The following is a 24,430-nucleotide window of genomic DNA, read 5'->3' on the forward strand; positions in this document are numbered from 1 at the left end:
TGGGATGCACGGGCACGAAAAAACTCTGGACACCCAACCGGTCCTGCCCTACACTTCACTGATATATCTCTCTAGGTAATTTAAACATATCAATTCTCGCCGCATCGCCGGCCGAACTGCCGGTACGCACCCACGAAGTGCAAATCGTCGACGGCAACACCAAGGTCACCGCACCGGACGAGGCCCCCAACCTCCCGTCCGCGCCGACCTCCGAGGGCCTGCCAGACCGCACGCCCATGCCTCTCCGAGCAAAAGGACCCGCTCATGGCTTTTGATAGTGACTTAAAATCCCATCCGCCCGAGGAGTTTCCTGCCGATACCACGCCGGCAAAATCCTCCCGCCGCGAAGAACGCGAAATTTCCCGCACAACCCCGCCGGCAGTTGCTGTCTCCAGCGAAGCAGACACCAACCCCGCTGTCCTCGACCCGGAGGAAGTCGCGACCACCCTGCCGGAAGCCGGCGAGTACGCGCAGATCATGGAGGAGCTGCGCAGCGCCAGGACTGAGCGGGCCGTTGCGGACCGCCGCAACCATAAACTCACCCTGGATAAGGTCACTTTTGGCATCACGGGCGCGATTGCGATTGCGTTTGTGGTCTGGGGCTTTGTGGGGCGGGACAGCCTGTCCGCCAGCTCAACGAGCGCCCTGAACTGGGTGATGGAGTACACCGGGTGGCTCTTTATGCTCCTGGCCTCCCTGTTCGTCGTCTTCGTCCTGTGGCTCGCGATGGGCAAATTCGGGAACATCCCCCTGGGCAAGGACGGGGAGAAACCCGAATTCCGGACCGTGTCCTGGGTCGCCATGATGTTCGCCGCCGGCATGGGCATCGGCCTGATGTTCTACGGCGTCGCCGAACCGCTCTACCACTACGTCTCGCCCCCGCCCGGGACCGTGGACGGCCGCACCCCCGCCGCCATCCAGACCGCCATGGCCACCTCAATCTTCCACTGGACCCTGCACCCCTGGGCCATGTACGCAGTGGTCGGCATCGCCATGGCCTACGGCACCTACCGCCTGGGCCGCCGGCAACTGATCTCCGTCGCCTTCACCTCACTCTTCGGCGTCAGGGTCGTCGAAGGCCCCGTCGGTAAATTCATCAACATCCTCGCCATCTTCGCCACCCTCTTCGGCACCGCCGCGTCCCTGGGCCTGGGCGCCCTGCAAATCGGCAGCGGCATGACCTCCAACGGCTGGTTCGGACAAATCGGCACCCCCGTCCTCGTGGTCATCGTCGCCATCCTGACCCTGTGCTTCGTCGCCTCCGCCGTCTCCGGCATCAGCCGCGGCATCCAATGGCTCTCCAACATCAACATGATCCTCGCCGTCGTCCTGGCACTCATCGTGTTCCTCGTCGGACCCACCCTGTTCATCCTGAACCTCATCCCCTCCGCCGTCGGCGACTACGTCCGGGACCTCGCCGAAATGTCCTCCCGCACCGAAGCCGTCGGCGATGACGCCCTGCGCACCTGGCTCTCCGGCTGGACCATCTTCTACTGGGCCTGGTGGATCTCCTGGACACCCTTCGTAGGCCTCTTCATCGCCCGCATCAGCCGCGGCCGCACCATCCGCCAATTCGTCACCGGCGTCCTCCTGGTCCCCAGCGTCGTCAGCGTCATCTGGTTCGCCATCTTCGGCGGCGCCGCCATCAACATCCAACAACAAGCCGACACAAACAACACCCCCGGCCTGGTCACCATGGTCAACGGCAGCCCCTCCATCAACTTCGACGGCTCCCTCTTCGACCTCGTCAAAAACCTCAGCATGCCCGACTGGGCCACCGCCGCCGTCATCATCCTCGCCATGGTCCTCGTGGCAATCTTCTTCATCACCGGCGCCGACGCAGCCTCCATCGTCATGGGATCCCTCAGCTCCAACGGCGCCGAACACCCCCGCCGACCCATCGTCATCTTCTGGGGCTGCCTCACCGGCGCCGTCGCAGCCGTCATGCTCCTCGCCGGCGGCGACGTCCCCTCCGAAGCCCTCGCCGGACTCCAACGCATCACCATCGTCGCAGCACTACCCTTCGTCATCGTCATGCTCCTCCTCTGCATAGCCCTCGCCAAAGACCTCCGCCGCGACCCCCTCTCCCTCCACCGCCGCCTCGCCACCTCCGTCGTCGAACGCGCCATCCGCACCGGCGTCGAACAACACCGCGGCATCCAATTCGACCTCGTCACCCGCCACGAATGCGGCGAAAACTGCCCCGAGACTGACTGCCAGGGCGGAACTCCCACGGGGAGCATCCCTGCAGTGGGCACCCAGTCCGGAACCGGTCAGCAAAACAGTCAGTAACACCCCAGGCGGCACACGGCTTCCCCCGGCCCGTGCCGCCTGGACCCACCCTCCCCATCCCCAGCAAAGGCAAACCCCATGTCCCAGCTCAACGTCCCCGAACAGGTTCTCCGGGTCAGCACCGACGGAAAAGACTTCGTCGACGTCCGGTTGGAGTCCGCAACTCCCGTGACCGTCCGCCTGCAGCTCGATGGCGGCTGCAACTGCCAGCACACCACCGGGACCCGTCCCGGCTCGTACGTCGACAGCGATCTCGGTTCCCGCTTTTCCCGTCAGCCTTAAGAGTTCTCCACTGAGCGGTCCAGGGCACTCCAGTCCTGGACCGCTCAGCCGTGCCCTCAATTCGGCACGGCTGACCAGGGCCTAGTTTTCGTCTTCCGGCCGGGCGGTGAGGATCCGGTTGGCTGTGACCTGGAGGATTCCGAGGGACTCCTGGATCAGGGGCGAGGCGATGCTGCCCTTGCGGACCGCGGCGATGATGCGGCGCACGGGTTTCCCCTTGCCGGTAATCCGCAGCCGGGTCACATTTTCTGCGTTGCGCAGGGGTGCCAGCCGCGGCAGCAGCCCCACACCCAGGCCCGCGCCCACAAAAGCGATCTGGGTTTCCCATTCCACGGCCTCATGGGCAATCCGTGGGGTCACCCCCACCGCGGTGAATGCCGCGGTGAACAGGGCGTGGTACGTGGAACCTGCGGCCTCGGTGATCCACGGCTCGGACGCAAGTTCTTCGAGCGTCACCGTTTCCCGCGACGCCAACGGATGGGTGGAAGGGACGATCACGTCCAGCGGATCGTCGAGCAGGACGGTCTGCTCGAAACGCGGATCGTCCTCACCGTATGTGTCGGCTTGCATCGCCACTATGACGGCCAGATCGATCCGCTCCGCAACCAGCAAGTCGAAGCACCGGGACGGGTTGGCCTCGAGGACCTGCACCTCCAGCAGGGGGCGGGTGGAGCGCAGCGTGGCGGCCAGCGGCGCAAGCAACTGGGCTGCCGCCGTCGAGAATCCGCCGAGTCCAAAACGACTTGGTATCTGGTCGCCGGCCTCCATGGCGGCAGCCCGCAAAGCCTCCCATTCCGCAATGATTGCGTCGGATCCCGCCACCAGATAGCGGCCCGTGGCGGTCAGCCGCACCCCCCTGCCGTCCTTCGTCAGCAGCTGCATGCCAAGCACCCGCTGGAGCTCCCGCAATTGCGCGGACACGGCAGAAGGCGAGTAGCCCGTGAGCTCCGCGGTTGCCCCTACGGTGCCGCAGCGGGCGAACACACGAAGGGTGATGAGCCTTGGATCGATCATGCACCCATTGTGCACGGTCCCCTCCAGAATCTTGCGCTTTTGTAGCAGGTCGATGATCCCTAATCTCGTGATTACACGCTTTTGAAAACGCCGGTTGGCGCCATCCACCCCGCGGCTCTAACAAACCGCACCTTTACCCAGCCTTCCCCGGAGGAAACACATGACTGCTCCTGTGAGCCTGCCCCTCAATTCCCGCGGAAAACTCGCATCGTCCTTGCCTGCAGCGCAGCTGGCGGAGATCACCGAGTTGTTCGAGTTCCGGCGCACGGGATACTCCCTCGACGCCCCGTTCTACACAGACCCGACGATTTTCAACATTGACATGCAGGCCATTTTCGGCCAGCACTGGATCTTTGCAGCCAGCGTCGCCGAGCTGCCGGAGCCGGGCGACTACGTCACCGTCGACTACGGCCCCTACTCGCTGATCGTGCTCCGCAATGACGACGGCGGCGTGAACGTGCTGCACAACGTGTGCCGCCACCGCGGCGCCCGCGTCCTGACCGAACCCGCCGGCACCACGGGGAACCTGGTGTGCGGCTACCACTCCTGGACCTACGCCCCCAGCGGCGACCTGATCCACGCCTCCGCACCGGGCGAAACGAAGTTCGACAAGGGCTGCTTCGGCCTCAAACGCGCCCACAGCCGCGAGTTCGCGGGACTCATCTTCGTCTGCATCGCCGATGAACCCCCGACTGATTTCGACGAAACCGGGAAAATCTTCGAGCCCTACCTCGCGCCCCACGATCTGGCGAAGACGAAAATCGCCTACCAGCAGAACATCATCGAAGAGGGCAACTGGAAGCTCGTCATGGAGAACAACCGTGAGTGCTACCACTGTGACGGCCACCCGGAACTCGCCTGCTCCCTCTTCCCCACCTGGGGCCTGACCGAAGGCCTGATCCCGGCGCACCTCGAGGAAGTCTGGGACCGCAACAAGGAAGCCCAGTCCTCCCTGGAGGAGCGTTGCCGCCGGTACGGCCTGCCCTACGAGGTCGTCGAGGAACTCGATACCCGCATCGCGGGAATCCGCATCTCCCGGGAATCGCTCGACGGCGAAGGCGAGTCCTTCTCGCCCGACGGCCGCCGGCTCTCCAAGAAGCTGCTGGGCGACCTCCGGGACTTCCGCCTGGGCCGCTGCTCGATGCACCTGCAGCCCAACAGCTGGTTCCACTTCCAGAGCGACCATGTCATCACGTTCGGTGTCTTCCCGGTCAACGAGCACCAGACGCTGGTGCGCACCACCTGGCTCGTCGCTGACGACGCCGTGGAAGGCGTTGACTACGACCTGGCGAAACTCACCTACACCTGGGAGCAGACCAACCTGCAGGACAAGGCGTTTGTGGAACTGTGCCAGAAGGGTGCCGGCAGCCCCGCCTACCAGCCTGGCCCGTACATGAAGAGCGAATACCAGGTCGAGGCATTCATCAACTGGTACGTGCAGCGTGTTCAGGAGCACTTGGCATGATTGAGCTCCTCCCTGAGGCGGCCATTCAGGAACCACAGCGTATTCGCGGTCTTGAAATGCCGTGGAACAGGGTGATGGGAACCACCGACGGACCCGCTGGAGCCGCCCGCGCCCTGGGCCCGTGGCATCCCCAGGAGTTCATGGCCGAATGCGTCGAGACCGTTCCCGAGGCGGGCGGCATGATGACCTTCGTGTTCCGCCGCTGCGACGGTGCGCCCCTGGCGTTCCGCGCGGGCCAGTACGTGAACATCGCCTTCCCCGTGAACGGTGCGGACCAGGACCCGGTGGACCGCAGCTACTCGCTGTCCAGTTCGCCCACGGAACCGTGGACCTTCAACATCACCGTCAAAGCCGACCCCACCGGGCTGGTTTCACCGTGGGTGCACGAAAACGTCAAACCCGGCACCGTCCTGGACATGCTGGGACCCGTTGGCGCCTTCCACCTGCCCGACGCCGACCGGCGGGCCAGGTACCTGCTGCTCGCCGCCGGCGCAGGCATCACGCCCATCATGTCGATGCTGCGGACCATCCACTCGCTGCCCGGACATGCCGACGTTGTGGTGCTGTACCACGGCGCGGAGGCCGGCGGCTTTGCCTTCCACCGGGAGCTGGCCTACATCGCCTCCGTGGACTCCCGCGTCAAGATCTTCTACTCGCTGGGCGACCGCAACAAGCCGGAGGGCTGGGAAGGGCTCAGCGGACGGCTGACAGCGGCAATGCTCGACGAGGTGGCACCCGACGCCAACGGCCGGCAGGTCTACGCCTGCGGTCCCGAGGGTTACCTGAACACGGCCACCGAGCTTCTGGGCAAGGTGGGCGTGGATGACACCTCCATCTACATGGAGTTCTTCACGGGGGATCGCCAGACCCTCCTCGAATACCAGGCGGAGCTCGCGCTGGCGGCGGACATCGCGGAGGAAATCGCGGAGGAAATCGCCGATTCCGCCGAGGTCTACTACGAGGGCCAGCCCGCGGCATTCGGACTCTACGAACCCGGCTACGACGCCGATGGCACCCTGGAGGCCACGGGGCTGCAGCTGGAAACCGTGGACCGGGACGGGGCCTCGACGAACGACGGCGGCGCCAGCCAGGAACCGCAGGCCGCGTCACCTGACGCCTCAAGCTTCGACACCGTGGGAACCGGCAGCCTCACCCTGTCCTTCATGCGCACCGGCATCAACGTCCGGATCGACCCCACCGAGCACATCCTGGGGGTGGCCCAGCGGGCCGGGGTCAGGATCGGCGCGAACTGCAAGGAAGGCATGTGCGGGTCCTGCAAGGTCGTCAAGCTTTCAGGGGAAGTGGAGATGAACCACCAGGGCGGCATCCGGGCCCGTGAAATCGATGCCGGCAAGTTCCTGCCCTGCTGCTCCACCGCGCAGACCGACATGGTGATCGATGCCTAGCCGTTCCCCGCTGCCGTTCCCCGCTGCACACCTGAACCACAGACCGCCAACCATAGGAGCCATTCAATGACAGGTAACAAAGCCGTTGCGTACAAGGCACCGGGAATCGTTGAAATCATCGATACCCCGTACCCCACCTTTGAACTGCAGGCCGGGCCCGGCGTCAATCCCGTCAATGTGGGCCGCAAGGTCCCGCACGGGGTCATCCTGCGCACCGTAAGCACCAACATCTGCGGGTCGGACCAGCACATGGTGCGCGGGCGCACTACGGCCCCCGCCGGACTTGTCCTGGGACACGAGATCACGGGCGAGGTCATCGAGACCGGGCCCGACGTTGAGTTCATCAAGGTGGGCGACATCGTCTCGGTCCCCTTCAACATCTCCTGCGGCCGCTGCCGGAACTGCAAAGAGGGCAAAACCGGGATCTGCCTGAACGTGAACCCGGACCGTCCCGGCTCCGCCTACGGCTACGTGGACATGGGCGGCTGGGTGGGCGGCCAGGCCGAATACGTCCTGGTGCCCTACGCCGACTGGAACCTGCTGCGGTTCCCGAACCGGGACCAGGCCCTGGAAAAAATCATGGACCTGACCATGCTCTCCGACATCCTGCCCACCGGCTTCCACGGCGCCGTCACCGCCGGGGTCGGCGTCGGCTCCACCGTCTACGTCGCCGGCGCCGGACCCGTAGGCCTTGCCGCAGCAGCGAGCGCCCAGCTCCTCGGTGCTGCAGTGGTCATCGTGGGCGACCTCAATGCGGACCGCCTGGCCCAGGCCCGCTCCTTTGGCTGCGAAACCGTCAACGTTGCCGACGGCGACCCGGCCGACCAGATCGAGCAGCTGCTCGGCGTCCGGGAAGTCGATTCCGGCATCGATGCCGTCGGCTTCGAGGCCCGCGGCCATGGCCACGGCGCCGCCGAAGCACCGGCCACCGTCCTGAACTCGCTGATGGACCTCACCGCAGCCGGCGGGTCCGTGGGCATTCCCGGCCTCTACGTCACCGGGGACCCCGGCGCCTCGGACGAGGCAGCCCGGAAGGGCTCCCTGTCATTGTCGCTGGGTACCGGCTGGGCCAAGTCGCTGTCCTTCACCACCGGCCAGTGCCCCGTAATGAAGTACAACCGCCAGCTGATGATGGCCATCCTGCACGACCGGATCCAGATCGCCAAGGCCGTCAACGCCACCTCGATCCCGCTTGAGGACGCACCGCGGGGCTACGCCGAATTCGATGCCGGCGCCGCCACGAAGTACGTCCTCGATCCGAACGGCTACCTCAGCAACTAAGTCACGGATGTACCACTGCTGACCGTCCATTCCGGCTGGTCAGCGCAGGAGAGGGAGGGCACCCTGGGCGCCCTCCCTTTTCTGCTTTGCTCCCTGCCTCCCGAGACCCCTGGACCGGTACCCATCCGGAGCCCCGGACACCCGCCGTTCACCCTCCGGTCGCCTGGCGTGGTTAGACAGGACGTATCACTCGTCCTTTCCTGGGAGAACCCATGCCGATATCCAGACGCGCACCACGCGGGCTTGCCCGTGCCGTGGTGGCTTCTGCAGCGCTCACGTTCGCAGCATCCTGCGTCGTGGCACCGGGGGCCTCGGCCGCCGTCGTCCCCTCGCCCATCACGTACCCGGCCACCGGCTCAGCCCTTTCGCTGACGGCCCTCGGGTCCTATGAAACCGGCCAGTTTGATGAGTCCGCGGCGGAAATCGTGGCCTACCACGCGGCCACCCAGCGGCTGTTTGTGGTCAACGCGCAGGCCGCCGTCGTGGATGTCCTGGACATCGCAGACCCGTCGGCCCCCAAAAAGCTCTTCTCGATCGGCGACGCCGGCGGCGGGGTGGCCAACTCCGTCGCCATCCGCGCCGATGGCCTGGGCACCATAGCCCTGGAGGCACCCACCAAGACCGACGCCGGCTCCCTGCTCTTCTTCGACGCCACCGCCGACGCCCCCGTCGCCCTCGGCCGGGTCACGGTGGGAGCCCTTCCGGACATGGTCACCATCGCCAAGGACGGCAGCCGCGCCGTCGTCGCAAACGAGGGCGAACCCTCGGACGACTTCACGGTGGACCCCGAAGGTTCCGTCTCCGTCGTCGCCCTTCCCACCGGCCTGGCGGCACCCGCCCAGTCCGCTGTCCGCACCGCCACCTTCCACGCCTTCGAGGCCGGCGGGACGAAAACCCTGCCGGCGGACGTCCGCGTCTTCGGCCCCGCCCCACACGGCGCCGACCACCCGGTATCCCGCAATCTCGAACCCGAATACATCGCGATCGACGGCGGCAAAGCCTACGCCGCGCTGCAGGAAGCCAACGCTGTGGCCGTGGTGGACCTGGCCACCGCAACGGTGGAGGACGTCTGGCCGCTTGGCTTTAAGGACCACGGCCTTGAAGGCCAGGGACTCGACGCCTCGGACCGCGACCCCGAAGACGCCCCGGCGTTCAACATCCGCACCTTCGAGGGCCTCAACGGCATGTACATGCCCGACGGGATCAACGCCTACACCGCCGGCGGCGCCACCTACCTAGTGACTGCCAACGAGGGCGATGCCCGCGAATGGGGCGACTACGTGGAAGGCGCCCGGGTCAAGGACCTCGGCAAGGACGGCCTGGCACCAATCTGCGCAGACAGCCCGCTGGCTGACCTGACCGCTGACGGCGACCTGGGCCGGCTCACCGTCACCACCGCCACCGGCCTGGGTGCCGCCGGTGACTGCTACGGGGAACTGTATTCGTTCGGCTCCCGCTCCTTCTCCATCTGGACCACCGACGGGCGGCAGGTTTTCGACTCCGGCGACGACTTCGAGCGGATCAGCCACGCCGCCAACCCGGAGTTCTTCAACTCAAACCACTCCGAATCGAACCTTGAAGGGCGCTCGGACGACAAGGACCCGAACCGGAGAACCTGGCGATCGGCGAGGTGGGCGGCCGGACCTACGCGTTTGTCGGCTTCGAACGCGTGGGCGGCGTCGCCGTCTACGACATCTCCACCCCCGAGGACAGCACGTTCGTGACGTACGTGAACAACCGTGATTTCGCCGTCTCGGTCGAGGACGACGGCGTGGACACGCTTGGTGCCGCGGGCGACCTGGGTCCCGAAGGCCTGGCCTTCATCCCCGCCGGGGATTCCCCCACCGGTAAGCCGATGCTCGCCGTCGGGAACGAGGTCTCCGGGACCACCACCCTGTTCGGCATCGACGGGCTGGGGGTTGGGGAGCCGAAGGACACCACCACCATCCAGGTCCTGGGCATCAACGACTTCCACGGCCGTATCGAAGCAAACGGCGCTGAAGCAGGCGCCGCCGTCCTGGGCGGTGCCGTCACGGCATTGAAGGACAAAAACCCGAACACGCTGTTCGTTTCAGCCGGCGACAACATCGGCGCGTCGACATTCACCTCCTTCTCCCAGCAGGACAACCCCACCATCGATGCGCTGGCCCAGGCCGGGCTGGACGTGTCCGCCGTCGGAAACCATGAATTCGATGCCGGCTTCGCCGACCTCACCGACCGCGTTATCCCCCGCTACGCCGCAGCCGCGGGCGACCCCGCATCGGGCGCGGAAGCCGCCGACTTCGCGCTGGGCGCCAACGTCTACCTCAAGGGCACCGAAACGCCGGCGCTGAAGGAGTACGCGATCCGGGAGGTTGATGGTGTGCAGGTCGCCTTCATCGGCACCGTGACCGAGCAGACCGCCGCGCTGGTCTCACCGGACGGCATCGAAAGCATCGAGTTCGGGAACCAGACAGCCGCCGCAAACCGCGTGGCCCGCAACCTCTCGGACGGCGACGCGGCAAACGGCGAGGCCGACGTGATTGTGCTGCTGGCCCACGACGGGTCAGCAGGCAGTGACTGCGCAGCCATCGCGGCCGAGGACACCACCTACGGCGAGCTCGTCCGGGACTCCTCCCCCCACATCGATGCGATCCTGTCCGGGCACACGCACCAGTCCTACGCCTGCTCCTTCCCGGTCAAGGGCAACACCGGTCTGGAGCGCCCGGTCCTGCAGGCACACCAGTACGGCACCACCCTGGACCAGCTGACCATCGAAGTGGATCCGACGACCAAGGACATCGTCTCCCTGGCCGGCGGACTGTTGTCCCTGACCACCACCGTCGGCGAAGGGGATGACGCCCAGATCGTCGGGGCGTTCGAACCCCTCGCCACCGTGGCGGAGACCGTGGCCAAGGCGGCAGCGCAGGCGGAGGTGGCCGGCGCCGTCGAAGTCGGTTCCATTACCGCGGACATCCTCCGCGGCGGCACCAACGGCTCTGACCGCGGCGTGGAATCATCGCTGGGCAACCTGGCTGCGGACATCCAGCTTTGGGCCACGTCCAACGAGTCATTCGCCGGCGAGGCGGCCCAGATCGCCATCATGAACCCGGGCGGGCTCCGCGCAGACCTGCTCTACGGCACCAACGGCGTGCTGACCTACAAGGACGTCGCGGCGGTGCAGCCGTTCGGCAACACGCTGGTGACGCTGGACCTGACCGGGGCCCAGCTCAAGGCCATCCTGGAAGAGCAGTGGCAGCCGGATGGCTCGTCCCGGCCCAAGCTGCACCTGGGCATCTCCGACGGGCTGAGCTACGTCTATGACCCGGCGGCAGCGCGCGGCAGCCACGTGGTCTCCGTGGCGTTCGCCGGCAAGGCCGTGGCGGACGGGGACGTCTTCCGCGTGGTGACCAACTCCTTCCTGGCCGCCGGCGGCGACAACTTCACCACCTTCGCCCAGGGCGGGCGCGTCACGGACACGGGGCAGAGCGACCTGGTTGCCACGGTCCAGTACTTCGAAGCGCACCCCGTGGTTGAACCGGCGCCGCTGGGCCGCGCCATCCTGGCCGCGGACATTCCCGACGGCGGCAACGGGTCAGGCGACGGCGGCACCGTTGTTCCGGGCGACGGGACGGTTGTGCCGGGCGACGGCACGGTTGTTCCAGGCGCAGGCAATGGCGGGACCGACGGCGGGAACGCGGGCAATGGCACCAGCGATGCCAACCTGACCGGCAACCTGGCAACCACTGGGGCCACCCTGACGCTGGCCGGGGTGGGCCTCCTGCTGGCGCTGCTCGGCGGACTGCTGGTGGTCATCCGCCGCCGGCGGACCGCTCCAATGGCCGCGGACAGCTGATTCTAGGCAGTTCCTACCGGTTCCAATGACGGCGCCCGGCTTCCTTGACGGAGTCCGGGCGCCGTTGTGTTGTGGCCAGTTCGAAGCACGCAGCACGCAGCACGTGAAGCCGCAAAGCATTGGCGCAGAGAAAGTATTTCTTGGATCAAATGCGCTTGGATTACTTTTACTTTACGTAACGTCGGCTATCGGTTCGACAAGCAGGGAATTACGGCTGGATGGGAAACTGCGGCCTGCAGAAGACTGTGCTTTTGCAGTTCAGAGAGGGGTTCGGCAAGCGACTGATGACGCCATCGCAGCCTGGGGCGTTCACCGACGTCGAGCTACGCGTTCTGCGATATGCCGCCCACCTGATCGAGACCGGCACGGGCACAAACCAGGAAGCGAAGGCTGCCAGCTTCGAAGGACTGTTCTTCTCTGAATGGGTGCTTAAGTTGAGGGCCTTCGCCATTGACATATCCCGAGGTGTCCATCGGATCCTAGGCCGATTCCCTGACCACTAGGTGGTGTTGCAGGACCACCCGCGACTCAGCTGCCCCGGCGGGTAGTTCACCTGCAAGTAGCCGCTCCACGAGCCGCACCGCGACGGCCCCAACTTCGCGCAGGTCCAGCGCCAGCGTAGTCAGTTCAGGTGTGAGCAGCTCGCCCAGGGCGATTCCATCCATGCCGATGACGGCGCAATCGCCGGGCACATTCTTGCCGCCGGCAGTGAGGGCCTTCATAGCCCCGGCAGCCATAAGGTCATTAAAAGTCACGATTGCTTTGGGGGAGTTGCCCTTGGCGAGGTAAGCGGAGATGGTCTCGCGCGCACTGCCCGCGGAATCTTCTGCGTTTAGGAAGGTGGTGGCCATTCCCAGTTCCCCCGCCCGGCGGGCGAAAGCCTGACCCCGGACAGACAATCCACCATCGCGGACATAATCCAGATATGCGACCCGGTTAACACCCCGTCCTGCGAGGTGGGCGAGTGCCAGGGCGGCCGCGTGCGCATAGTCGAAGGACACCTCGCCGGCGCTGGTGCTGCCCGTCAGATCAAGCAGTACCAACGGACGCCGGCCAAGAATTTCCTGCGATGCGCCGGTTTCGTTGCCCAGGTAGCCGATTACGGCGTCCACCTGGGGCGCCAGCTGGCTGACGGCGGAGACCGGCCCCATGGCGCGGTCCACGTAGTCGCTGATCACCACCTGCCAGTTCCGCTCTGTCGCCTGCTCGACGACGCTGGCTATAAACGCCGGGAAATACGGGTTGGTGAGGCCGGGGATGGCGAGGCCAATAGAGGTTTGCGCACCCTGGGCGAGGCCTTTGGCGAAACGGCTGGGAACATAGCCAAGGTCCTTGGCCAGTTGCTGGATCCGGGTCCTGGTCTCGGCCTTGATTCCCGGCATGTCGTTCATGGCACGGGTGACCGTCTGCTTGGAGACGCCCGCCGCCGTGGCTACATCCACGATGGTGGCGCGGCGGCCAGGGGCCCCGCTGATGGATTCCATAACTCCTGAGTCTAGGGGCTGCACCACGGCGGGCGGTGCCGGCGCCCTGCTACTTCAGCCCCGTCGTCGCAATCCCCTTAACCAAGTACTTCTGGCCGACGAGGAAAACAACGAAGACAGGGATGAGGGTCACGATGGACATCGCGAACAGGGAGCCCCAGGAGGCTCCGCTGGTGGCATCCACAAAGTTGCGCAGCGCCACGGGTGCCGTCTGCAATGCAGGCTTCGTAAGGTAGATGAGTTGTCCGAAGAAGTCGTTCCAGGTCCAGATGAAGGTGAAGATCGCCGTGGTGGCCAGGGCGGGGACTGACAGCGGCAGGATCACCTGGAAGTAGGTCCGCCAGTATCCAGCGCCGTCCAGCCTTGCCGCTTCGTCCAGTTCCTTGGGCAGTCCGCGGAAGAACTGCACCATGAGGAACACAAAGAAGGCGTCTGTGGCCAGGAACTTGGGGATGATCAGGGGAAGGTAGGTGTTGACCCAGCCCAGGTTGGAAAACAAAACGTATTGCGGGACCAGGACCACGTGCATGGGGAGCATCAGGGTAAGCAGCAGTGCCCCAAACAGCAGGCCCTTTCCGCGGAACTCGAGTTTGGCAAAGGCGTAGGCGGCCATCGAGCAGGTCACCAGGTTTCCCAGGAGTGATCCCGCCACGATGATCGCCGAGTTGGCCAGGAAGACGTGGAAGGGATGGGCCAATGCGGTCCATCCGTCCGCGTAGTGGCTGGTGTCCACTTCCGTCGGTATCAGCGAGGGGTCCCGGAAGATCAGGGCTTCGGGGCGGAACGAGCTGGCCACCATCCATAGCAGAGGGTAGAGCATGAGCCCCGCGGCCAGAACCAGTGCAACGTGTTTGAACAGGCCCCGAAGATTTTTGCGCATTTTTCCGGCTTGGGGATACCCGGTAGGAAGAGGTGCCTTCGTCCGGGGTGGCTTGATATCAGTCGCGGTCACTGTAAAACACCCATCGTTTGCTGAAGTAGAAGTTGACGGCCGTGAACACGGCGATGATCATCACCAGCACCCAGGCCATCGCGGATGCGTACCCCATGTTGAGACGGCCGAAGCCCTGCTCATAGAGATAGAGCGAGTAGAACAGGGTGGAATCGGCCGGTCCGCCGGTCCCCCCGCTGACCACAAAGGCCTGGGTGAAGGTCTGGAATGAATTGATGATCTGCAGTATCAGATTGAAGAAAATGATGGGAGTCAGGAGTGGAACTGTCACGTTGCGGAACTGCGCCCACCGGCCGGCCCCATCCAGCGCTGCCGCCTCGTAGAGCTCCTCGGGGATCTGACGTAGCCCGGCCAGGAAGATCACCATCGAGGATCCGAAGCTCCATACGTGCAGCATGATCAGGGAAGTCAGGGCTGTACTCGGGTTGGAGATCCACCCCGGACCATCGATGCCGAAGAGCGCAAGGAACTGGTTGACCAGGCCCTCAGTGCCGAAGACCTGCCGCCAGAGCACTCCCACCGCCACTGACCCACCAAGAAGGGAGGGCAGGTAGAACACGGAGCGGTAGAACGGCAGCCCCCTGATGCCGCGGTTCAGCAGCATGGCCAGGGAGAGTGCCACCACCAAGAGGGCGGGAACCCCAATCAGCACGTAGGCAAACGTGACGCCAAGGGACTTGTGCAGCCGGGTGTCAGTGAGCATCTGTTCAAAGTTGTCCAGACCCACCCAACTGGGGGCGCGGAGCAGGTTGTAATCCGTGAACGAGAAATAGAGCGACGCGATCATGGGCCCGATGGTGATCAGCAGCATGCCCACGAACCACGGCAGCAGAAATTGCCAGGCTGCCCGCTCTTCGAGCTTCTTCATGAGTGTTCGCCGCTGCGGCGCCGGGGGCGGGGCGGCTGCCGTACTTCGGGGCAGGTGGGTCATCGTTGACATGAAAACGCTCCGGGTCAGAGGGAATGGGGGCGGCTCACGCCGGCAGGTTGGATCGAGTATTGCAGTGAAAATTCGACGGCGTCAATGGTCTTGACGAAAATAGTTACCGGTCACTATTGTTCAAGGTATTCCTTGAGAAGTGTTTTATTTACAACGCACTCACGGGAGTGAACGGTCACAATTGTTGTTAGATCGATGACCGTTTCAGTCCGGTCAGGCATGGCAGCTCGACTGAGCTTCCCAAGCCGGTTGCCGATATTTCGCCGCACCCTGAAAGTCCATCGACGCACTGCCGCTGATCCCTGCGGCGCGTTGCCACCCGTAGCAAAGGAGCTCCACCATGGCACAAAAGAACGCAGGACCCCTGAGGGTCAGAACCCTCGCAGCAGCCTTGGTAGCCGCGGTGAGTCTGGGCGTCGCCGGCTGCGGCAGCCCGGCGGGGGATGATTCCGTAACACTCCGCTTCAACTGGTGGGGTTCGGACGCCCGGCATGCCCAGACGCAGGAGGTCATTGACCTTTTTGAGGAGGCACACCCGAATATCAGCGTACAGCCGGAGTTCTCCAACTTCAGTGACTACTTCAATAAGCTTTCCACCAGCGCTGCATCCCGTGACCTGCCTGATGTTATGCAGATGACCGATCCATACATGTACACCTACATCGACAACGGCCAGCTGGTGGACCTCACCGGACAGGCCGAGGTGCTGCCCACCGGCGATTTTTCCCCGGCATCGCTGGCCGGAACGCAGATTGACGGCAAGCTTTACGGCATCCCCTCCGGTGAATCCGGCTTTGGCATGGCAGTGAATCCTGCGTTATTCGAAGCCGCAGGTGTTCCCGTGCCGGACGACAACACCTGGTCCTGGGACGATTTCAGGAACACCGCGGCCGCCATCACCAAGGCCACACCGGAGGTGGCAGGCGCGGCGTTGACAATGGACGAGCAGACAATGAACCTGTGGCTGCGCCAGCATGGAGAAGACTATTGGAAGAACAACGGCAGCGAGGTCGGCTTCAGCGCCGATACCGCTGCAGGGTGGTGGGAGTTCGTTCGCAGCCTGCGGGACAGCGGCGGAACCCAGTCCGTGGAAGCCGAACTCGAAGCGGCCAGCCTTGCCCTGGAACAGTCCCCTCTCGCGCTGGGTAAAAAAGCCATGTCCCTGGTCTCCGTCAATCAACTCGGAAACCTGGAGAAGGCGGCAGGGCAGGAATTCACGCTGCTCCGCCTGCCGGGCGAACGGCAGTTCCAGGAACCGGGTGGCTGGACCAAGCCCGGTATCTACTATTCAGTGGCAGCGAACAGCGACCATCCCAAGGAAGCTGCGATGCTGATCGACTTCCTGACCAATTCCGCCGAAGCCGGAAAGATCTCGAAGTTTGACCGCGGTGTGCCGTCCAGCTCCAAGGTCCTTGAAGCCATCACGCCCACGCTGACCCCCGTGGAGGGCAAGGTCGCCGAGTACGTGACCAGGATCAATGAGCTCGACACCCCTCCTTACGCCATTCCCAACCCGAAGGCCGGCGCGGTGCTGATCGACTCCGTCAAGAGGCTCTCCCAGGAGGTCGTCTTCGACCGGATGACGCCCCGCCAAGCGGCAGACCAGCTCATTGCCGATGTTAAGGCAGCCATGTAGTCGCTGCTTGTATCCAGGCAACGAACTCTTCAGGCAACCAACCCTCCTCCCTTCTGTGAAAGTGCAGGCCATGAGCCCCACCCCCTTAGAGTCCTTCCAGCAGCGGCTTCCCGGCCTGGTCTATGGCGGTGACTACAACCCGGAGCAGTGGCCCAGGAGCACCTGGCCCGAGGATGTCAGGTTGATGCGGGAGGCGAACGTTTCACTTGTCAGCCTGGGGGTTTTCTCCTGGTCGCGCCTGGAACCGGCGGACGGGGTTTTCGATTTCGGCTGGCTGGACGAAGTGATGGACCTGCTCGCTGCCGGGGGCATCCTCGTGAACCTCGCCACGCCCAATGCCTCCCCGCCTCCGTGGCTGGCCGAGGGGTTCCCCGAAACATTGATGGTGGAACGGTCAGGAACCCGTGTGGCGGTGGGCAGCCGCGGGCATTTCTGCCCGTCGTCGCCCGTGTACCGGGACCGGAGCCAGCGGGTGGCGCGTGCCCTCGCGGAGCGTTACAGGGATCATCCGGCGCTGGCCATGTGGCACATCGGCAACGAATACCACGCATACTGCTTCTGCGGGCTGTGCGACGGGGCCTTCCGGTCCTGGCTGCAGGAGAAGTACGGCAGCCTGGATCAGCTTAATGCCAGGTGGGGGACCACTTTATGGGGACAGGTCTACAGCAGTTGGGACCAGGTGCACCTGCCACAACCCGTGCGGGGGTGGGTGAATCCGGCACGCGAACTGGATTTCGCCCGCTTCACCACAGACATCCAAGTGGACCTGTACAAACTGGAGCGGGACCTGCTCCAGGGAGTTACACCGGACATCCCAGCCACCACGAATTTTGTCCAGTTCTTCCGGATCCAGGATTACCGCCGGTGGGCCCCGGAGACGGACGTGATCGCCCTGGACATCTACCCGGACCCTGCCAAGCCCGCCTCACTGGTGGAGGCCGCGCTGCAGTACGACCTCATGCGGCATCTGGGGAACGGAGCACCCTGGATGATGATGGAGCAGGCAGCAGGTGCAGTGAGCCAATGGAAGGTGAACCTGACCAAGCAGCCCGGCATGATGCGGCTGGGCTCCTACCAGGCGGTGGCCCACGGAGCAGACGCCGTGATGTTCTTCCAGTGGCGCGCCTCCCGCTTCGGTCAGGAAAAGTTCCACTCGGCAATGCTTCCCCACAGCGGCGAGGCCAGCCGGACCTGGCAAGAGGTCAAGGAACTCGGCAACGAGCTGGCGCAGCTCGCGGAAATCGCCGGAGCAAGGACAACCGCAGACGTTGCCCTGGTGTGGGACTGGGAAAACTGGTGGGCCGTGGAGGGACCCGCCCACCCTGTGAACAACTACGATTACCGGGCGGTGGCGGCCAGCCACTACCGCTCTTTATGGCTGGAAAATGCGGCTGTGGACGTTGTCGCCCTCGCATCCGACCTGTCCGGCTACAAGGTGCTTGTCATCCCCAACCAGTACCTGATGAGCTCCAGCCAGCAGGCTGCCGTCGAGGCGTTCGTGGCAGGCGGCGGCCATGTCGTGGCGTCCTATTTCTCCGGCATCGTGGACCAGGACGATCAAGTTATCGGCAACGGATATCCGGGTGGCCTGCGCACTGTGGTGGGCGGGCACATCAGGGACTTCTCACCGTTGGCCCAAGACGCCGCCGTCGAAATCAGCACGGTTCAGGGGCAGGCGCTCCTGGGCAGTTACGCCCCGGATTTACTCCAGGAAGCGTTCGACGGCGGCGCCACACGGTGGCAGGATGACATGGTTTCGGAAGGGGCAGAAGTCGTGGCCACCTACACGACCGGCCACCTGGCCGGGCGGCCCGCCATCCTGGATCACCGACTGGGTGCCGGGACGGCCGTTTACATCGGCACGCACCTGCCCCAGGAAGCGCTGGACCTGGTGGTGGGAGCAGTGCTGTCACGGGCCGGAATCCGTGCGCCGCACCCGGCACCGCACGGTGTGGAAGTGACCGAACGCTGCACCACCGCAGGACGGTACCTCTTCTTCCTCAATCACACCGCATCGGTAGTGGTGGTGGAACTTGAGGTGGACGGCACGGATCTGCTCGGTGGAGCAGGGCTGCAGCGCGGCGGGACCATGAAACTCCCGCCGGCAGGGGTATCGGTGGTCCGCGTCCACAGCCAGCCTGACCTGGGATGACAGCCGTCGGCCGGCCATCACTTAAGGGCGCGGGCGTCGCCGTTCAGTCCACGTTCGAACAGGCTCCCATCAGCTCACAAGTAATCCTCAGGTTCCAGGGCACATAATGAACCGAAGCTCCGGTCAACCGCTATTTGACTGGAGCTTCGCCCATTGCAGGCACATGCTGGTTCTGGTCGCTCTCGACTACTTGGCGAGTTGCCGCAGGTGACGCAACCCGTGAGGACTGTCAACAGAGGTCCGCGGAAGCCTTCAGAGAGCCTCTCTTGGCCCCAGCTTTACATAAGACCCGTTATCGGCGCTCAGGAAAGGACAAGGGGAGTGCCCCGAGAAGGCGATGTTTTGCCATCGATCGTGGCACCTTTTCACCGGATACGGAAGTCAGGCTTCGAAGCCAGCGCCCGGTTGACGAAGGGGATGTCCAGGAAGGCCCGGAGCTGGTCACCACAAGTTCCGTGACGGACATACATCGAAGGTTGCTGTTCACGTTGGCCCGATTCATCCTTTCGGCGGTGTGGTCCACCATGCCAAATCCCGCTATCGTTCGTTCATCGAAACCGAAGCGTTGCCGGCCGGTCATGCGGAACGGCCGGCAACGCGCTCACTGCATCGGCAGTCCAGTTTGACGCGGTCAGAGCTGGGCCGGGGATGCGGCGAGTTCAGCGCGGATTCGTCCATGGGGCCAAATTGGCTGCAGGGACCGCACCAAGATGCCCAAAATCCACGAGTGCTATGTCGTTGCCCTCGATGGTGGCGGTGAACTGTTCTCAGGCAACGTTGGTCGTCGCCAAGTTTGTTCCTTTTCGTTATAACCGTAGCCTTGGGAAACCCCGTGCGGTGTCAGCCGAGACGGGTGATGACGGGGACGGGGTTGGCCAAGGTGTCACGGATTGGGGATGTGGCTTCGAGCGCGCCAATCAGATCTTTCAGGTCAGCCCGTGAAGTGCCGGGGCTGTCGATCTGAACGTCCACGGTGATTTGCTGTGCACCCTTGCGGACGCTCTTATCAATTCCGAGGAAGCCGCTGAGATCGATGTCGAAGCCCAGGGTCAGTGCGACGTGCTTCAACTGAATGTTCCTGGCTGCAGCAAGGGAGGCCAGCGTGACCATGTAGCAGCCAGCCAGGGCCTTGAGGATGTATTCAGCGGGGCTGACGGCCGTGTCAGTTCCCAGCAGGGAGACCGGCTCATCACTGTGCAGCGTGAACTGGCCGCGGCGCGATTCGTTGCCGACTCCCGCCTGGGTCAGGGGTCCGGTGATGGTCTTGGCGGTCAAACCTCCGGCCGACTCGCTGTGCATGCTGAAGGTGACCTTGCCAAGCTCACGCTGCTCGGTGACAGCTGCCACTGTCGCCTCGATGGCTGCCAGGTCGGCGAAAGGCTCTGTGCGCAGGGTGTTCGTTTCAGTCATGGTGTTTCCTTTCAGGTTGGTTGATGCGGTTCATCCGCCCTTCCGCAGCTAAAGCGCGTCACGGGCCAGGCTTGTGTGGAATGCCCTTTTCGGAGGGAGTTTGCTGGCAGCTCAACATCGGCGATGTCTCGTTGAGGGTGGTGCCCCTGTTGAGCTGCCTGGATATCAGTTGCGGGCCGCTGCCCCCAGGTAGGGGGCAAGACGGTCTTCAAATGCTTCCTTCGGCATGGCACCAAGGAACGAACCCACGACCTCACCGTTGTTGAATACCCGGAAGGCGGGAATTGAGGTGACGCCATACTGCCGGGCGAGCTCGGGGTTCTCATCGACGTTCACTTTGATGACCTCGACTTTCCCGGCCTGCTCAAGGGCCACTTCATCGAGCACAGGCCCAACGGCACGGCACGGCGGGCACCATGGTGCCCAAAAGTCGACCAGGACCGGCAGATCGTTCTGGAGGACATCGGATTGGAATGCGGAGCTGGTTGTTGATCGGGCAGACATGGCTTCCTCTTTCATTTGCTGGTCAGGGAAAGGCGGGTGCGGGCCCGGTTGCAATGCCGTGCCGGATGAGGGTCATGTGTCGCTAAGCGAACGAGCTTCGGAAAGATCCACCGCAAGTTGTATAGTGATCGCTACGTATCTCATGGGATGTACTGTAGTGGATATTACAGAAAAGGCAAATGGCAGCATTTGCTGAGATCAGGAGGGCATGAAATGCCGGGAGGCCGTAAACGCGGATTCGATGATCAGGCCGCCCTTCAGGCTGCCATGGAGCTGTTTTGGCGTCAGGGATACGAGGGCACATCTATTGCCGACCTGACACAGGCGCTCGGCATAAACCCGCCGAGTCTGTATGCCGCCTTCGGCAGCAAGCGGGAGCTATTCGAAAAGACGCTGGACCGGTACATGTGCGAACGCACAGTCCAGCTGGAGGACGCCATGTCCAGGCCTACGGCCCACGAGGCAGTGCTGACCCTTCTGACGGGGAGAGTTGACGTATTCACTAGCCAAGGTCAGCCTTTCGGCTGTATGACGATCCAGGCAGGCCTTGCATCCGGAAAACCTCACCACGAAATAGTTGATCTCCTGGCAGCCGCTCGCGAACGGATGAGGAGAACCGTTTTGGACCGGCTTGAAATGGCCCTCGCCGACCGCGATCTGCCCGCCGGCACAAACTGCACCGCGCTGGCTCGATACGTCATGTCGGCGATTTACGGGTTGAGTGTCGAAGCGGCCGCCGGGGCCCCCAAGGAGGAACTCACGGCCGCTGCGATCCTCGCCGCACAGGTAGTACCGAGAGCCCCGTAGGTAGTCAGGGGCGCTATGGATGCGGTGCCCTGCCGCCCCCCGCGTACATAAACTCACCGAAGGCACCTCCGTGATGGCCATGATGGTCCGAGGGTCAGGCTGTCTTTTCGACCTCTCCGCCGAGTTCGTTGAGGTAGTTGTAAATGGTGAAGCGGGTGACTCCGAGCGCGGTAGCCGCTGTCTCGGCTGCCTGCTTGATGAGGAAGAATCCACGGCGGTCAAGCTCCGAGACGACCTGCATCTTGTGTTCCTTGCGCATTTGCTCAACGGGAACCCCAATGGCGGTGATCGCGGCCTCAACGAGCTTGGAACTGAGTTCCTCCACGCTGTGCGGGAAGTACTCGCTCCCCTGGGGGCCGACCGGTTTAGCCCCGTGCACGGCAGGGGTCGCCAGCATGGAGCTCCCGTCGTGACCGAGGACGAAGCGGTCCAAGGCGGAGCGGAGCGTGACCCAGGCTGACACGTCAGCGTTCAGACACAGGGCTGCAGCAGCTTGGCCTTCCTTGTCGATGTAAATGATCGTCGTGCTCTGCAGGATTCTCCCGTCAGGCAGTTGCGAGCGGTAGCCGATCTCATGGGAGAAGTTACCTGCTGCCACGCGTTCGAGCAATTTGTCGGTAGGTGGGTCGCCGATCTGACGGCGAGTGACATCTCCGGCGATAGCACGGACCGTGTTCGGGATTCTCTGCAGGTCATGCAGAACGACTTCCGTGGGCTGAGGCACCGCGGCCTGAAGGGGTGCCACCAGGAGCTCCAGAATCCGGTTGATGGACTCGGCGTCCATGCCATGCAGCGCGTCCGGGGGCGGAGCTGCTGATCCGAGCGAACCAATTTGGGTCATTGGTGCTGTCCTTCCGATGAGTAGGCGGATACAAGTTCCCGAAACCGCTATAAATTATACCTTTTGTTGAAGTGTATCGCTGTCGCGGCAGAGATCGATCCCGCAGGCTAGGGCTATTTGCTTCAACATACTGTTGCATTGCATGGATCACGCTGGCTCTCCCGTACGGGATTCCCAGCGGTAGCCGATCCAAACTTCGAAGCCGTCGGTGCGCTGGAACATCATCCGCGGCTGCAAGATGTCACCGGCGATCCAGAGAATCGCATCGTCCAGGGTGACTGCGTCGACGATACCTTCGCGCTAGTGATGCCGCTGCACCTCATTTGAACTCTTTGGCCGATGACAGGGTGCCAGGTGTGGTGGATACGCAAAGCCATACGTTCTCCGTGGTCGGCCGGGTTGTATTGCTGGACCGTCAGGCGCGGGCTGATGAGTCTTGTTCAATTGGGACGGCGGCCCGGCCCATCCGGGTGACAGCCTCGGTGAGTATGGCCTGGGAAGTGGCAAAGTTGAGGCGGACATGTCCAGCGCCGCCCGTGCCGAAGACATGGCCGGAGCTCAGGGCGACCCGCGCCTTGTCGAGGAATATCTTGGCCGGCCCGGCGAGGTCGGCTACGGTGCCGAGGCCATCAGGGCCGCCTGGCGAATCGGGGGCGAGATGGCTGCAGTCCAGCCAGGCTAGATATGTCCCCTCGGGAGCGGCGTACCCCACACCGGGAAGATGTTCGGCGAGCATCTTTCCGAGGAGAGTCCGGTTGGCGTCGAGGCCTCGGAGGAGTGCATCCAGCCATTCTTCACCGTCACGGAACGCGGCGGTCTGGGCGATGATTCCCAGGTGGCTCGGTCCGTGGCTGACCTCTTCGGGCATACGGTGAAGATCATCGGCAGCGTCGGGTCCGGCGATTGCGAGTGCTGCCTTGAGGCCGGCCAGGTTCCAGGCTTTCGACGCCGAAGTGAGCGCAAACGCGTTCTCGGTCTCGGGCACGCTGAGATACGGAGTGAATGTTGCTCCCGGCAGTATGAGCGGGGCGTGGATCTCGTCCGAGACGACCCGGACCCCGTAGTTGCGGGCGAGGGCCGCGACAGCTGCGAGCTCTTCAGGGCTGTGGACCACACCGGTCGGGTTGTGTGGATTGCTGATCAGGTAGGCGGCGTTCCGTCCCTGCGACCGCACGTGCTTGAAAGCTTCCTCGAGGGTGCCAAGGTCGATCCTGAGATCTTGTCCTAGCGGGGCTTCAACGATCCTGCGCGAATCATGGGTGATGAAGGCGTAAAAAGGTGCATAGACCGGGGAGTTGACGACGACGGCATCACCTGGATCTGTGATCAGCCGCAGGATTTCAACGACGCCCATCATCACGTCGGGCACGATGGCGGTGCGCTCGACCGCCAGCCCGTCCCAGCCCCAGCGCCGGGAAGCGAACGCACTTATGGCCTCCGCGAACTTCGTCCCAGCAGGGTATCCGGTGTCTCCGTCATCGATGGCCTGGTGCAGCGCTTCCGAAACGGGCGGCGCGAGCCGGACGTCCATTTCGGCAACCCACAGAGGCAGCACGTCGGAGGGATGAGTGCGCCATTTCATGCTCGTGCGCTGGCGGAGCTGTTCGAGGGAGAGCTCCTCAAGCGGGTTCCCGATTGTCGTGAAGCTGCGGGCCTGAGCCTGCTCGGCTGCCCTTAGCACTGGACAGTCATTTCGATCTCGACGCATGCACCCAGCGGCAGGGAGGCTACTCCCATTGCCAGCCGCGCATGGTGCCCTTTTTCTCCAAGCACATCGAGGGCGAGTTGGGACGCACCATCGATTACGGCGGGTGCATCCACAAATCCTTCCCCTGCTGAGACGTATCCTCCGATCCTGGCGATACCTTTGACCACGTCCAACGACCCGAGTTCGTCGCGGACGACGTCCAGGCACCGGCTGGCAGCGAGCACGGCAGCCTCGCGCGCCTGCTCGACTGTAACTTCCTGGCCCACGCGCCCGGGATAGAGCAACCCAGCATCTCCGATAGGGAGTTGGCCGGAGACAAAGAGTAGATCCCCCACCCGGACCGCGCGTTCGTAGAGCGGTGTGGACGTAACGGACTCAACCATGAAATACCTTCCAGACGTTCGAGAGGCGAACGCGGCAC

19 protein-coding genes and 1 pseudogene are annotated in these 24,430 nt (G+C 63.9%); 11 read left to right on the top strand and 9 right to left on the bottom strand.

The genetic code is table 11. The annotated features are described in order from the left end of the window. The first annotated feature begins 264 nt into the window (after nucleotides 1–264). Nucleotides 265–2,292, top strand: coding sequence for a BCCT family transporter (locus QRN07_RS12625; protein WP_285241181.1), 2,028 nt, complete (start codon nucleotides 265–267; stop codon nucleotides 2,290–2,292). Between the two features lie 78 nt (nucleotides 2,293–2,370). Continuing rightward, a complete protein-coding gene (locus tag QRN07_RS12630) occupies nucleotides 2,371–2,574 on the top strand; it encodes a hypothetical protein (protein WP_050687663.1) in 204 nt (67 codons plus the stop codon). A gap of 81 nt (nucleotides 2,575–2,655) precedes the next feature. Here the strand turns inward: QRN07_RS12630 and QRN07_RS12635 are convergent, their stop codons facing one another. Further along, complete coding sequence (locus tag QRN07_RS12635) at nucleotides 2,656–3,588, bottom strand: LysR family transcriptional regulator (RefSeq protein WP_285241182.1); 933 nt, start codon at nucleotides 3,586–3,588, stop codon at nucleotides 2,656–2,658. A 160-nt stretch (nucleotides 3,589–3,748) separates the two neighbouring features. Between QRN07_RS12635 and QRN07_RS12640 the strand changes: the two genes are divergently transcribed. The 5 genes and pseudogenes from QRN07_RS12640 (at nucleotide 3,749) to QRN07_RS19775 (ending at nucleotide 11,575) form a co-directional block, all read left to right on the top strand. Continuing rightward, the gene (locus QRN07_RS12640) at nucleotides 3,749–5,053 is read left to right on the top strand and encodes an aromatic ring-hydroxylating oxygenase subunit alpha (protein WP_050687667.1); all 1,305 of its coding nucleotides are present in this window, start codon (nucleotides 3,749–3,751) and stop codon (nucleotides 5,051–5,053) included. Next, nucleotides 5,050–6,459, top strand: a complete 1,410-nt coding sequence (locus tag QRN07_RS12645) for a ferredoxin reductase (RefSeq protein WP_285241183.1) — start codon at nucleotides 5,050–5,052, stop codon at nucleotides 6,457–6,459. The genes QRN07_RS12640 and QRN07_RS12645 overlap by 4 nt, the downstream gene beginning before the upstream one ends. 66 nt (nucleotides 6,460–6,525) lie before the next feature. Further along, nucleotides 6,526–7,740: a formaldehyde dehydrogenase, glutathione-independent gene (gene fdhA / locus QRN07_RS12650; protein WP_285241184.1), complete on the top strand. Its 1,215-nt coding sequence runs from the start codon at nucleotides 6,526–6,528 to the stop codon at nucleotides 7,738–7,740. Between the two features lie 212 nt (nucleotides 7,741–7,952). Continuing rightward, nucleotides 7,953–9,385 (top strand): annotated as a pseudogene (locus QRN07_RS19770) (choice-of-anchor I family protein); the annotation flags it as partial. Between the two features lie 210 nt (nucleotides 9,386–9,595). Further along, nucleotides 9,596–11,575, top strand: a complete 1,980-nt coding sequence (locus QRN07_RS19775) for a bifunctional metallophosphatase/5'-nucleotidase (RefSeq protein WP_502934793.1) — start codon at nucleotides 9,596–9,598, stop codon at nucleotides 11,573–11,575. A gap of 479 nt (nucleotides 11,576–12,054) precedes the next feature. On the opposite strand, the gene QRN07_RS12660 is transcribed toward QRN07_RS19775, so the two are convergent. Genes QRN07_RS12660 through QRN07_RS12670 form a run of 3 tightly spaced genes read right to left on the bottom strand, consistent with a single transcriptional unit; the run spans nucleotide 12,055 to nucleotide 14,879 of the window. Then, on the bottom strand, nucleotides 12,055–13,059 hold the full coding sequence (locus QRN07_RS12660; protein ID WP_285241185.1) for a LacI family DNA-binding transcriptional regulator: 1,005 nt from the start codon (nucleotides 13,057–13,059) through the stop codon (nucleotides 12,055–12,057). A gap of 49 nt (nucleotides 13,060–13,108) precedes the next feature. Next, nucleotides 13,109–13,939 carry a carbohydrate ABC transporter permease gene (locus tag QRN07_RS12665; protein WP_285241186.1) on the bottom strand — a complete coding sequence of 277 codons (831 nt, stop codon included), beginning with the start codon at nucleotides 13,937–13,939 and terminating at the stop codon, nucleotides 13,109–13,111. A gap of 58 nt (nucleotides 13,940–13,997) precedes the next feature. Further along, nucleotides 13,998–14,879, bottom strand: a complete 882-nt coding sequence (locus QRN07_RS12670) for a carbohydrate ABC transporter permease (RefSeq protein WP_285241363.1) — start codon at nucleotides 14,877–14,879, stop codon at nucleotides 13,998–14,000. Between the two features lie 412 nt (nucleotides 14,880–15,291). Between QRN07_RS12670 and QRN07_RS12675 the strand changes: the two genes are divergently transcribed. Further along, nucleotides 15,292–16,587 carry an ABC transporter substrate-binding protein gene (locus QRN07_RS12675; RefSeq protein ID WP_285241187.1) on the top strand — a complete coding sequence of 432 codons (1,296 nt, stop codon included), beginning with the start codon at nucleotides 15,292–15,294 and terminating at the stop codon, nucleotides 16,585–16,587. Between the two features lie 70 nt (nucleotides 16,588–16,657). Continuing rightward, nucleotides 16,658–18,739, top strand: coding sequence for a beta-galactosidase (locus QRN07_RS12680; RefSeq protein WP_285241188.1), 2,082 nt, complete (start codon nucleotides 16,658–16,660; stop codon nucleotides 18,737–18,739). Nucleotides 18,740–19,579: 840 nt separating this feature from the next. Here the strand turns inward: QRN07_RS12680 and QRN07_RS12685 are convergent. Then, nucleotides 19,580–20,149, bottom strand: coding sequence for an OsmC family protein (locus QRN07_RS12685; RefSeq protein ID WP_285241189.1), 570 nt, complete (start codon nucleotides 20,147–20,149; stop codon nucleotides 19,580–19,582). Between the two features lie 165 nt (nucleotides 20,150–20,314). Next, on the bottom strand, nucleotides 20,315–20,653 hold the full coding sequence (trxA, locus tag QRN07_RS12690; RefSeq protein WP_285241190.1) for a thioredoxin: 339 nt from the start codon (nucleotides 20,651–20,653) through the stop codon (nucleotides 20,315–20,317). 267 nt (nucleotides 20,654–20,920) lie between these two features. Between trxA and QRN07_RS12695 the strand changes: the two genes are divergently transcribed. Continuing rightward, nucleotides 20,921–21,460, top strand: a complete 540-nt coding sequence (locus tag QRN07_RS12695) for a TetR/AcrR family transcriptional regulator (RefSeq protein ID WP_285241191.1) — start codon at nucleotides 20,921–20,923, stop codon at nucleotides 21,458–21,460. Nucleotides 21,461–21,554: 94 nt separating this feature from the next. Here QRN07_RS12695 and QRN07_RS12700 read toward each other — a convergent pair whose 3' ends face one another. Further along, entirely contained in the window at nucleotides 21,555–22,301 is a 747-nt protein-coding gene (locus tag QRN07_RS12700) for a helix-turn-helix transcriptional regulator (protein ID WP_285241192.1), read from the bottom strand. 138 nt (nucleotides 22,302–22,439) lie between these two features. Between QRN07_RS12700 and QRN07_RS12705 the strand changes: the two genes are divergently transcribed. Next, nucleotides 22,440–22,628 (top strand): hypothetical protein, encoded by a 189-nt coding sequence (locus QRN07_RS12705; protein WP_285241193.1) that lies wholly within the window; start codon nucleotides 22,440–22,442, stop codon nucleotides 22,626–22,628. An 88-nt stretch (nucleotides 22,629–22,716) separates the two neighbouring features. Here the strand turns inward: QRN07_RS12705 and QRN07_RS12710 are convergent, their stop codons facing one another. Together QRN07_RS12710 and QRN07_RS12715 are read right to left on the bottom strand one after the other, a co-directional pair. Continuing rightward, nucleotides 22,717–23,982, bottom strand: a complete 1,266-nt coding sequence (locus QRN07_RS12710; protein WP_285241194.1) for a MalY/PatB family protein — start codon at nucleotides 23,980–23,982, stop codon at nucleotides 22,717–22,719. Then, entirely contained in the window at nucleotides 23,976–24,392 is a 417-nt protein-coding gene (locus QRN07_RS12715) for a RidA family protein (protein WP_285241195.1), read from the bottom strand. The genes QRN07_RS12710 and QRN07_RS12715 overlap by 7 nt, the downstream gene beginning before the upstream one ends. Nucleotides 24,393–24,430: the final 38 nt, after the last annotated feature.

Origin of the sequence: Pseudarthrobacter sp. MEB009, from assembly GCF_030208875.1 — a bacterium.
In the GTDB taxonomy this organism is placed as follows: Bacteria; Actinomycetota; Actinomycetes; order Actinomycetales; family Micrococcaceae; genus Arthrobacter.

Coding starts and splice junctions, on each gene's coding strand:
- QRN07_RS12700 (WP_285241192.1), bottom strand. CDS start 22,301: ATGACCCAAATTGGTTCGCTCGGATCAGCAGCTCCGCCCCCGGACGCG.
- QRN07_RS12660 (WP_285241185.1), bottom strand. CDS start 13,059: ATGGAATCCATCAGCGGGGCCCCTGGCCGCCGCGCCACCATCGTGGAT.
- QRN07_RS12685 (WP_285241189.1), bottom strand. CDS start 20,149: ATGACTGAAACGAACACCCTGCGCACAGAGCCTTTCGCCGACCTGGCA.
- QRN07_RS12625 (WP_285241181.1), top strand. CDS start 265: ATGGCTTTTGATAGTGACTTAAAATCCCATCCGCCCGAGGAGTTTCCT.
- QRN07_RS12675 (WP_285241187.1), top strand. CDS start 15,292: ATGGCACAAAAGAACGCAGGACCCCTGAGGGTCAGAACCCTCGCAGCA.
- fdhA (WP_285241184.1), top strand. CDS start 6,526: ATGACAGGTAACAAAGCCGTTGCGTACAAGGCACCGGGAATCGTTGAA.
- QRN07_RS12665 (WP_285241186.1), bottom strand. CDS start 13,939: ATGCGCAAAAATCTTCGGGGCCTGTTCAAACACGTTGCACTGGTTCTG.
- QRN07_RS12715 (WP_285241195.1), bottom strand. CDS start 24,392: ATGGTTGAGTCCGTTACGTCCACACCGCTCTACGAACGCGCGGTCCGG.
- QRN07_RS12640 (WP_050687667.1), top strand. CDS start 3,749: ATGACTGCTCCTGTGAGCCTGCCCCTCAATTCCCGCGGAAAACTCGCA.
- QRN07_RS12680 (WP_285241188.1), top strand. CDS start 16,658: ATGAGCCCCACCCCCTTAGAGTCCTTCCAGCAGCGGCTTCCCGGCCTG.
- QRN07_RS12645 (WP_285241183.1), top strand. CDS start 5,050: ATGATTGAGCTCCTCCCTGAGGCGGCCATTCAGGAACCACAGCGTATT.
- QRN07_RS12635 (WP_285241182.1), bottom strand. CDS start 3,588: ATGATCGATCCAAGGCTCATCACCCTTCGTGTGTTCGCCCGCTGCGGC.
- QRN07_RS12670 (WP_285241363.1), bottom strand. CDS start 14,879: ATGAAGAAGCTCGAAGAGCGGGCAGCCTGGCAATTTCTGCTGCCGTGG.
- QRN07_RS12630 (WP_050687663.1), top strand. CDS start 2,371: ATGTCCCAGCTCAACGTCCCCGAACAGGTTCTCCGGGTCAGCACCGAC.
- QRN07_RS12695 (WP_285241191.1), top strand. CDS start 20,921: ATGGAGCTGTTTTGGCGTCAGGGATACGAGGGCACATCTATTGCCGAC.
- QRN07_RS19775 (WP_502934793.1), top strand. CDS start 9,596: ATGCTCGCCGTCGGGAACGAGGTCTCCGGGACCACCACCCTGTTCGGC.
- trxA (WP_285241190.1), bottom strand. CDS start 20,653: ATGTCTGCCCGATCAACAACCAGCTCCGCATTCCAATCCGATGTCCTC.